This window comes from Pedobacter sp. BMA (assembly GCF_001027745.1).
Taxonomy (GTDB): Bacteria; Bacteroidota; Bacteroidia; order Sphingobacteriales; family Sphingobacteriaceae; genus Pedobacter.
The window spans coordinates 564,376-574,343 of sequence record NZ_LECU01000005.1; the positions used below are offsets into that span (position 1 = coordinate 564,376).

The following is a 9,968-nucleotide window of genomic DNA, read 5'->3' on the forward strand; positions in this document are numbered from 1 at the left end:
AATGATAACTTTATTAATTCAAGACACCACACAGGCATTACAGGATACCGCAAATGCAATTAATCAGGCAGTAACTCAACCAGCTCCTGAAGAACTTCATTTTATTGATTTGCTTTTCAAAGGCGGATGGGTAATGATCCCCCTTGCTTTTCTGGCTTTTCTGGCTTTGGTAATTTTCGTTGAACGCTATTTAACCATTAAAAAAGCCACAAAAGACGAATCAAATTTAATGGGTCAGATCAGGTCATACATTCATTCCGGCAATCTGGATGGAGCCATGTCATTGCTTAGAAACAATAACTCCCCACTTTCCAGAATGCTGCAGAAAGGTTTAAAGCGTATTGGCCGCCCCATTAAAGATATTGAAGGTGCCATAGAAAACGTTGGTAAACTCGAAGTTTCTAAACTGGAGAAAAATATCAGTATCTTAGGCATTGTAGCGGGTATCGCGCCCATGCTCGGTTTCGTAGGAACAATTGTCGGGGTAATCACGATCTTCCACCAGGTATCCATTAAAGGTGCTATTGAAATCGGCACCATCTCAGGTGGTTTGTATACCAAAATGATCACTTCGGCTACAGGTTTAATCATTGGTATCATCGCATACGTACTGTACCACATCCTGAACATCATGGTTGAAAAAATCATCCTTAAGATGGAAACCGACGCAATTGATTTTATTGATTTATTAGAAGAACCAGGCAAATAATGAATTTACGCAAGAGAACAAAAGGAGGCGTAGAAGTACATACATCAGCACTGAACGATATTATGTTCTTCCTGATGCTGTTCTTTTTATTGGCTTCTGCTGTGGTAAATCCACAAGTGGTTAAACTGTTATTGCCTCAGTCTTCCAGCGGACAACAATCTACCGCTAAAAAAGCGGTTACCGTAAGTATAGACGAAAAGTTCAATTATTTCGTTGATAAAAAACCAGTGAGTGTTGATGCCTTACAGGCAGCAATAGAGTCGTACCAGAAGGTAGCACCAGATATGACCATCATTTTGTATGTCGCTAAAAATGTACCTGCAGAAAATATCATGGTAGCTTACGATGTGGCAAACAAACTGAAATTAAAACTCGTTTTAGCTGTAGAGCCGAAAAAATAATGAATACTACAGAAGAAAATAACTATCCAAAAGCTATCGCCATCTCCTCCGGGATCATGGCAGTTTTGCTTGCAATTAGCTTCTTAATTGTGATAAATTCTTTTGAACCCCCTGAAGATTTAGGCATGGGCGGTATGGTGGTAAATTACGGTACTGCCGCAGAAGGTATGGGTGATGATTATACCAGTATTGAAGAACCTTCAGCCGATCCTAATGCAAATCAGAAAGCGCCGGATAAAGTAACGCCACAGGAGAAGGTAACAGAAAACACCACTGTAGAAACAGGCGATAAGGAAATCCAGACACAGAATACCGAAGAGGCCATTAGCGTAAATACTAAACCAACTAAAACTAAAACCACCACACCAACTACGGCGACTGAAGAAAAGCCTTCTCAACCGGTTATTAACCAGAATGCGCTGTATAAGGGTAAAAAAAGTACAGGTCAGGGTGGCGGAGACGGGACAGGTAATACGGCTGGAAATCAGGGTTCAGTTAACGGAGATCCGCTTGCAAATAATTATGGAGAAGGTGGGTCTGGTTTTGGAAATAAGCCTATAGAACTGAGACGATTCTCTAACCTGGTAGTTCCTAAAGACGATGGACAAAAAACAGGAAGGATTGCAATCCGTATTTATTTCAATCGTTCGGGCGATATTGTACGTGCCAATCAGGAATTAAAAGGTTCAACGATTACCGACACTGAGCTGGTTAATAAATGTATTCAGGCCGTGCTCAATTCTTCACTGAGCAAATCGGACATTGGGACGGATAACCAGACCGGAGTGGTTGTATTTAACTTCAAGGTGAAATAAGTGGCAATTGACTTAATCGTATATAATGGTCTGTTTTTGCAGGCCATTTTTTTTTTGCAAAAAAATTCATATAAATAGGGTCTCAGGTTCAACTTTTTATTTCATAATAAAAATAGTCAGCCTATATTTGACCTGAATGATGAACTACCAGCAAACACTAGATTTCCTTTACAGTAAACTCCCCATGTTTACCCGTGTTGGCGCTTCCGCCTTTAAAAAAGACTTAACCAATACCATCGTTTTTTGCAATGCATTAAACAATCCGCAGGATAAATTTAAAAGTATTCATGTTGCAGGAACAAACGGTAAAGGCTCTACATCGCACATGTTGGCAGCAATTTTACAAGCACAGGGATACAAAACCGGCTTATATACTTCACCACACTTAAAAGATTTTCGCGAGCGTATCCGCATTAACGGAAAAATGATCGCCAAAACGGAGGTGGTTTCCTTCATAAACGATCAGAAAGAATTAATCGAAGAGGTTGAACCCTCCTTTTTTGAGGTTACAGTAGCGCTCGCCTTTGATCATTTCGCTAAACATCAGGTAGATATTGCCATTATCGAAGTAGGCTTGGGAGGCAGATTGGATTCAACCAATATCATCACCCCGGAAACTTCTGTTATTACCAATATCAGCATGGACCATATGAACATGCTTGGCGATACACTCGAAGAGATAGCAGGTGAAAAAGCAGGAATTATAAAAAAAGGTATTCCCGTCGTAATCGGAGAAACTCAGGAAAAATCATCGCCGGTTTTTATCAAAAAAGCAAAAGATATGAATGCACCAATCTCGTTTGCTGATCAGGAGTTAACAGCCACCAACTTTAAACTTACCAAGGGAAAACTCTCGTTATCCTTAAATAAAGTTGGAAATAAAATTAATTACACCCTTGAGAGTGATTTAACCGGTACCTACCAACATAAAAACATTTTAACTGTGCTCCAAACCATTGCGATACTCAACCAGACCTCAAAATTCAGCATTTCGGCTGAAAGTATTGCAAATGGTTTAAAGCAGGTAAAAAAACTTACTGGCCTACAAGGCCGTTGGCAAACCTTAAACCAACACCCTTTGGTAATCTGCGATACCGGGCATAACGAAGCAGGCATTGCTGAAGTGATTAAAAACATTGACCAAACCCCGTATGAAAAGCTGCACATTGTTTTTGGAATGGTAAAAGATAAAGACATTTCAAAAGTACTCTCCCTGTTGCCGCAAAATGCCACTTACTATTTTTGCAAGCCCGATCTGGAAAGAGGCCTGGATGCAGGGGATTTGAAAGAACAGGCTGCTGCCTTCAGCTTAACAGGTAATTCATACTCCTCCGTGCAGTCAGCAAAAGAAACAGCAATGAAGTCTGCCAATCCTAATGACCTGATCTTCATTGGCGGCAGCACTTTTGTGGTGGCAGAAGCGATTTAAAAACTTTACAATTACTTCAAAATATGTTCATTTAAAAATTGTTACTTTAGCCCTTTAACAATTATAGAATGAAGAAAATATCTTATTTACTCTTTTCCCTATCGCTTCTCTCCGCTTTAATATCAAACGCACAAACTAAGAAAACTATCGCTGTCCCTGCCAAGGCTTTTCCGTCCGAGGTTGCCCGACCTAAATTGGTTGTTGGCCTTGTTGTGGATCAGATGCGCTGGGATTACCTGTATCGTTTTTATAACCGTTACACAAATGGAGGCTTTAAAAGATTAGTAAATGAGGGTTTTTCAGTTGAAAATACATTCATCCCATATACACCTACCTATACCGCTTGCGGTCACACCTGTATTTATACAGGATCTGTTCCGGCAGTACACGGTATTGTTGGAAACGACTGGTACGATCCTGAAACAAAGAAAAGTGTTTATTGTACAGATGATTCGACCGTAACTACTGTTGGAAGTTCACCATCTCCTGAAGGTAATATGTCACCTAAAAACATGCTTACCAATACCATCACTGATGAATTAAGATTAGCTACAAACTTTAAAGGCAAAGTAATTGGTATTTCTCTAAAAGACAGAGGTTCTATATTACCGGCGGGCCATGCCGCCAATGCAGCATATTGGTACCAGGGTAGTACCGGAAACTGGATCACCAGTACATACTACATGAAAGAGGTACCATCCTGGATTGCTGATTACAACAAATTAAAACTGGCAAATAAATTTTATGCTAAAAACTGGGAAACAGTTTATCCTCTAAACACATACGTAAACAGCACAGCAGACGAGAAAGCTTACGAAGGTAAATCAAGTACTTTCCCTCATAAGTTGACACAGAATATTGATAAGAACTTTGATGCCATCAGGGGCACGCCTTATGGCAATACCATTACGCTTGACTTAGCTAAACTGGCTATTTTATCTGAAGATTTAGGAAAAGATAACATAACCGACTTCCTAGCAGTAAGTTGTTCATCAACAGACTATGTTGGCCATGCTTATGGTCCTAATTCTATCGAAGCCGAAGATACTTACCTCCGTTTAGATAAAGACATCGAAGCTTTTTTCAATTACCTGGACAAACAGGTGGGTAAAGGCAACTATACCGTATTCTTAACCGCAGATCACGGTGCAGCACATGTACCTGGTTTCATGAAAGAAAACAATTTGCCTGCTGGCGTAGTGAGCGACAGGGACATTGCAAGCAAGTTAAATACTTTCTTAAACGACAAGTTCAAAGCAAATAACATCGTTGTAAAATCAATGAACAACCAGATCATTTTTGATCATGACAAAATTGATAAAGTAAGTGTAAGTTTCGACGTAATTAAAGCAGCATCAGTTGAATTTTTAAGACATCTTGATGGTTTTCAAAATGCGGTAGATATTTCAAAGATCTCTCAGGCTACCTTACAGGAAATTCAGAAAAAGATGATTACAAACGGATATTATCCACGTCGTAGCGGAGATATTTATTACGTTCTTGAGCCAAACTGGTTTAACGGAAGCAGCACCGGAACCACACATGGAAACTGGAACCCTTACGATTCGCATATTCCATTGGTATTTATGGGGTGGGGTATAAAACCCGGTGCAACCAATACCATGCATTATATGACTGATATCGCACCAACTTTAGCCGCATTACTGCATATCCAAACGCCTAATGGAACCGTTGGAGAACCCATAACAGAAATTACAAACAAATAAAATATAGCCACCCTTCCAGGTGGCTTTTTTGTTTACCCCTCCATCCCTGCTCTTGCACGTGTCTTTCTTAAAATCATTATAAAAGCCACTAATTATAACAATTTGCTACATTTGTTGAACCAAATATATCAGCTACAGGCAGTTCAGAATTTGATTCTGTAAGGCCTTAAATTCCATAGTATGCAAGCAGTAGAAATATACAAGCCAAAGAATAAAATTCGTTTTGTTACAGCAGCATCCCTTTTCGACGGGCATGATGCAACCATCAACATCATGCGCCGCATATTGCAATCATCAGGTGCCGAAGTGATTCACCTTGGCCACAACCGCGCTGTTGATGAGGTGGTAAACTGTGCCATTCAGGAGGATGTTCAGGGAATTGCAATGACTTCCTACCAGGGTGGTCATATTGAATATTTCAAGTACATGTACGATTTGCTTCAGGATAGCGGAGCAGGACACATAAAAATCTTTGCCGGGGGTGGCGGCGTGTTTCTTCCTGCTGAAATAGAAGAGCTGGAAGCCTATGGTATTACTAAAATATACTCTCCGGATGACGGCCGGAGAATGGGGCTACAAGGCATGATTAATGATATGCTGATCAAAACAGATTTCATTACCAAAGAAAACATTACCAATGAGTTGACAAGTGTCCCTTCAAAAGATATAAAAGCAATTGCAGGCGCCATTACAGTGGCAGAAAATGATCCGGAAGGGACACAACAATTTGTAAACGAACTGAAAAAGCTATCAGCAAGTTACACTGTTCCGATTCTCGGCATCACAGGAACCGGGGGGGCAGGTAAATCATCTTTGGTAGATGAACTGGTTCGGCGCTTTCTAATTGAAGTTGATGATAAAACACTGGCGATTATCTCTGTAGACCCTTCAAAAAGAAAAACCGGAGGTGCATTATTGGGCGATAGAATCCGCATGAATGCGATCAATAATCCAAGGGTATACATGCGATCCCTCGCTACCCGCCAGGCAAATCTCGCCTTATCTAAAAATGTACAGGAAAGCATTGATATCTGCAAAGCTGCCGGGTATGATCTGATCATTGTTGAAACTTCAGGAATCGGACAATCAGATACGGAAATCACCGAGCATTGCGACGTATCTCTCTATGTGATGACGCCCGAATTCGGAGCTGCAACGCAGCTTGAAAAAATAGATATGCTCGACTTTGCAGACCTCGTTGCCATTAACAAATTTGATAAACGCGGTGCTTTGGATGCTTTACGTGATGTGCGCAAACAGTACAAACGTAATCATCAGATATTTGAGGCCAACGACGACGAAATTCCGGTTTACGGAACAATGGCTTCACAATTCAATGATCCGGGCATGAACAATTTGTTTGTAGCACTGATGCAAAAAGTCAGGGAAAAAACCGGCATTGATTTTAAAGCAAAAATGGAGTTGACAGGCGATCAATCTGAGAAAATATACATCATCCCGCCCGATCGTACCCGCTATCTGGCGGAGATTGCAGAAGCCAGTCAAGCTTACATCGAATGGGTAAATAAACAGGCATCCATTGCAACAAAGATGTATCAGCTAAAAGGAGTGATCGATTTAGCTGCAGAAAACCAATCTTTGGGTATAGGTAACGGACTTACTGAAGCTTACACTTTTTTTGAAGAGCAACTTGATGCTGAATGTAAACGGTTGCTACGCCAATGGCCGGAAACAAAAAGAGCCTATAAAGAAGAATTTTTCATCTACAAAGTGCGTGATAAAGAAATCAAACAGCCGCTTTATTATGAATCCCTTTCGAAATTAAAGATCCCAAAGGTTGCCCTACCTAAGTATGAAGACTGGGGTGATATTCTGCGTTGGCTCTTAACCGAAAACCTTCCTGGTGAATTCCCTTATGCCGCCGGTGTCTTTCCACTTAAGCGTGACGGTGAAGATCCTACGCGCATGTTTGCTGGTGAAGGTGGGCCAGAACGAACCAATAAGCGTTTCCATTATGTTTCTCTCGGTCAGCCCGCACACAGGCTTTCCACAGCTTTTGATTCTGTAACCTTATATGGAGAAGACCCGCACATCCGACCCGACATCTATGGAAAAATTGGCAATTCAGGTGTAAGTATTGCAACCTTGGATGATGCGAAGAAACTTTATTCCGGATTTGATTTGTGTGCCCCTTCTACATCGGTATCGATGACGATCAACGGCCCTGCGCCAATGTTACTCGGTTTCTTTATGAATGCAGCCATCGATCAGCAATGTGAGAAATACATTATCGAAAATAATCTTCAAGATGAGGTCGATTCAAAGATTAATGCAATTTACGATCAGCTGAACATGGAAAGACCTTCCTATAATGGTCCATTACCAGAAGGTAACGATGGCTTGGGGCTAATGTTGCTTGGAGTAACGGGTGATCAGGTATTACCGGAAGAAATTTATAAACCAATCAAGGCAAAAGCGATATCTGCCGTCCGGGGCACCGTACAGGCAGATATACTAAAAGAAGACCAGGCACAAAACACTTGTATCTTTTCTACCGAATTTGCATTACGCATGATGGGCGATATTCAGAAATATTTTATCGATGAAAAGGTTAGAAATTTTTACTCTGTTTCTATATCAGGCTATCACATTGCGGAGGCTGGTGCTAATCCGATTTCGCAGCTGGCTTTTACCCTCAGCAATGGTTTTACCTTTGTTGAGTACTACTTAAGTCGCGGCATGCTGATCGATGATTTCGCACCGAACTTATCATTCTTCTTCTCAAATGGAATCGACCCGGAGTATGCTGTAATCGGGCGTGTGGCCAGAAGAATCTGGGCTAAGGCCATAAAAAATAAATATAAGGGCAACGATCGGTCGCAAAAACTGAAGTACCATATCCAAACCTCCGGCAGATCGCTACATGCTCAGGAAATTGACTTCAACGATATCAGAACAACACTTCAGGCCTTATATGCAATCTATGATAATTGCAATTCGCTACATACGAACGCTTATGATGAAGCCATTACCACACCTACGGAAGAGTCTGTACGAAGGGCAATGGCAATCCAACTGATCATCAATAGAGAACTTGGGTTGGCGAAAAATGAAAATCCCTTGCAAGGTGCATTCATCATTGAAGAACTAACAGACCTGGTAGAAGAAGCTGTTTTAACAGAATTTAAAAGAATAAACGATCGTGGTGGCGTTCTCGGCGCAATGGAAACCATGTACCAGCGTGGAAAAATTCAGGAAGAGAGCTTGTACTATGAAACACTTAAACATACAGGCGAATATCCTATAGTAGGTGTAAACACATTTCTAAACAAAAATGGATCGCCTACCATTGTGCCCGGAGAAGTAATCAGAGCTACAGAAGATGAAAAACAATACCAGATTAAGGCATTACAAAACTTCCAAAACCGGAATGTTGATCTTTCCGCTAAAGTTCTAAAGCAACTGCAGCTGTCAGCCATTGCCGGAGAGAATATATTTACACAACTCATGGAAGTTTGCAAAGTGTGTTCGCTCGGTCAGATCAGCAAGGCACTTTATGAAGTAGGCGGTCAATACAGGCGAAACATGTAGATGTTTTAACTGGTAAAAAAAAAGCCCTGATAAACATCAGGGCTCTATATATTATCTTGAATTACTTTTAACCGGCAATCCAGCTGAATTTATAATCAATGGTCGGGTTTTTCATACGTTCAGCAACACGTAATAAACGTGAAGGTAAAGCCATGATATAATCCCGTGCCTTTTCTCCGGCCTCATTTAAATCGCGCATGCCTTCAATTTTCCAATCTTCAATCAACTCTTGCATGATGTCGACATAATCAACCGCTGTGTAGACACCTAAACGTTGAGCAGCATCAGTAAAATGTCCAAAAGTTTGTCCGATTTTTAAACCCACTTCCCTTAAAAAGTGTGCAGGCATTACAATTTTCTTGCGCATCATATCTTCAAAAGCCAACATCGCCTCATTTGGATCAACTTTAAAAATCTGATTCATAAAATCTTTGTAAGCTTTGGCATGTCTAGCCTCATCTGAGGCGATAACGCCACACATACGTGATAATAATGTATCACCATCTTTCTTAGCCAAAGATGCCACCCTGCGGTGCGAAATATTGGTTGCCAACTCCTGGAATGAAGTGTAAATAAAGTTGCGGTATGGATCATGACCTGTACCGATGTCAAAACCATCAGCAATAAGGTACTGTGTTGAAATCTCCATCTGGCGCATGTTAACACGGCCAGATAGATATAAATATTTATTTAAAAGATCACCATGCCGATTTTCTTCTGCAGTCCAATGACGATTCCACTTCATCCATCCCCCATCTTCTTTCATGCTTGGTCCTTTAACCATAGCAAGCCACGACTCATAAGTAGGAAGCGCCTCTTCTGTGATGGTATCACCGATTAAAACAGCTACAAGATCATATGAAAGATCTTTAGCATTTTCCCTTAATACTCTAATATCTTGATAAAAGGTTTCACTTGTAGAATCAGGAAGAAAATCTGATGGTTGCCAGTTAGTGTCAATTGGTTTTAAATAGGTATCCATCATCTCCAGCATATATTTTTCAATATGCAGCATTACTTCCCCTCTTTTCTCTGCAAAAAAACTCATTCCTTTATATATATAGTTATTAAAGCAAAGATAACCAAATAATATGGCAAACCTCATTATATTAACACATTTGCAAATAATCAGTTTTTAAAATCAAATATATCATGAAATTCATATTGTTTAACCCTGATATGATGAACATTCATAGTAAACTCGTCATCAGCTGACATTGTCATCGTTCCTTTATACTTCAGTCGTTCACCTATTCCAATTGAATAAATGCAATTTGCATTAACAAACGTGGATTTTATAAACGAAGAAACCCTCACAGTTGTTACTGCAAGGGT

8 protein-coding genes are annotated in these 9,968 nt (G+C 40.4%); 6 read left to right on the forward strand and 2 right to left on the reverse strand.

The features are described from left to right. Position 1: 1 nt before the first annotated feature. The 6 genes from AB669_RS11990 (at position 2) to AB669_RS12015 (ending at position 8,633) form a co-directional block, all read left to right on the forward strand. The gene (locus AB669_RS11990; protein WP_047799529.1) at positions 2–709 is read left to right on the forward strand and encodes a MotA/TolQ/ExbB proton channel family protein; all 708 of its coding nucleotides are present in this window, start codon (positions 2–4) and stop codon (positions 707–709) included. Then, positions 709–1,110 carry a biopolymer transporter ExbD gene (locus tag AB669_RS11995; RefSeq protein WP_047799530.1) on the forward strand — a complete coding sequence of 134 codons (402 nt, stop codon included), beginning with the start codon at positions 709–711 and terminating at the stop codon, positions 1,108–1,110. The genes AB669_RS11990 and AB669_RS11995 overlap by 1 nt, the downstream gene beginning before the upstream one ends. After that, entirely contained in the window at positions 1,110–1,925 is an 816-nt protein-coding gene (locus AB669_RS12000; RefSeq protein WP_047799531.1) for a hypothetical protein, read from the forward strand. The genes AB669_RS11995 and AB669_RS12000 overlap by 1 nt, the downstream gene beginning before the upstream one ends. Positions 1,926–2,064: 139 nt before the next feature. Continuing rightward, on the forward strand, positions 2,065–3,354 hold the full coding sequence (locus tag AB669_RS12005; protein WP_047799581.1) for a folylpolyglutamate synthase/dihydrofolate synthase family protein: 1,290 nt from the start codon (positions 2,065–2,067) through the stop codon (positions 3,352–3,354). 68 nt (positions 3,355–3,422) lie between these two features. Next, complete coding sequence (gene pafA / locus AB669_RS12010) at positions 3,423–5,081, forward strand: alkaline phosphatase PafA (RefSeq protein WP_047799532.1); 1,659 nt, start codon at positions 3,423–3,425, stop codon at positions 5,079–5,081. A gap of 180 nt (positions 5,082–5,261) precedes the next feature. Then, positions 5,262–8,633, forward strand: a complete 3,372-nt coding sequence (locus AB669_RS12015) for a methylmalonyl-CoA mutase family protein (RefSeq protein WP_047799533.1) — start codon at positions 5,262–5,264, stop codon at positions 8,631–8,633. A 67-nt stretch (positions 8,634–8,700) separates the two neighbouring features. Here AB669_RS12015 and AB669_RS12020 read toward each other — a convergent pair whose 3' ends face one another. After that, the gene (locus AB669_RS12020) at positions 8,701–9,681 is read right to left on the reverse strand and encodes an acyl-ACP desaturase (RefSeq protein WP_047799582.1); all 981 of its coding nucleotides are present in this window, start codon (positions 9,679–9,681) and stop codon (positions 8,701–8,703) included. An 80-nt stretch (positions 9,682–9,761) separates the two neighbouring features. Further along, positions 9,762–9,968: hypothetical protein (locus AB669_RS22415; protein WP_047799534.1), on the reverse strand; the 207-nt coding region annotated here is incomplete at its 5' end.

Coding starts and splice junctions, on each gene's coding strand:
- AB669_RS11990 (WP_047799529.1), top strand. CDS start 2: ATGATAACTTTATTAATTCAAGACACCACACAGGCATTACAGGATACC.
- AB669_RS11995 (WP_047799530.1), top strand. CDS start 709: ATGAATTTACGCAAGAGAACAAAAGGAGGCGTAGAAGTACATACATCA.
- AB669_RS12000 (WP_047799531.1), top strand. CDS start 1,110: ATGAATACTACAGAAGAAAATAACTATCCAAAAGCTATCGCCATCTCC.
- AB669_RS12005 (WP_047799581.1), top strand. CDS start 2,065: ATGAACTACCAGCAAACACTAGATTTCCTTTACAGTAAACTCCCCATG.
- pafA (WP_047799532.1), top strand. CDS start 3,423: ATGAAGAAAATATCTTATTTACTCTTTTCCCTATCGCTTCTCTCCGCT.
- AB669_RS12015 (WP_047799533.1), top strand. CDS start 5,262: ATGCAAGCAGTAGAAATATACAAGCCAAAGAATAAAATTCGTTTTGTT.
- AB669_RS12020 (WP_047799582.1), bottom strand. CDS start 9,681: ATGAGTTTTTTTGCAGAGAAAAGAGGGGAAGTAATGCTGCATATTGAA.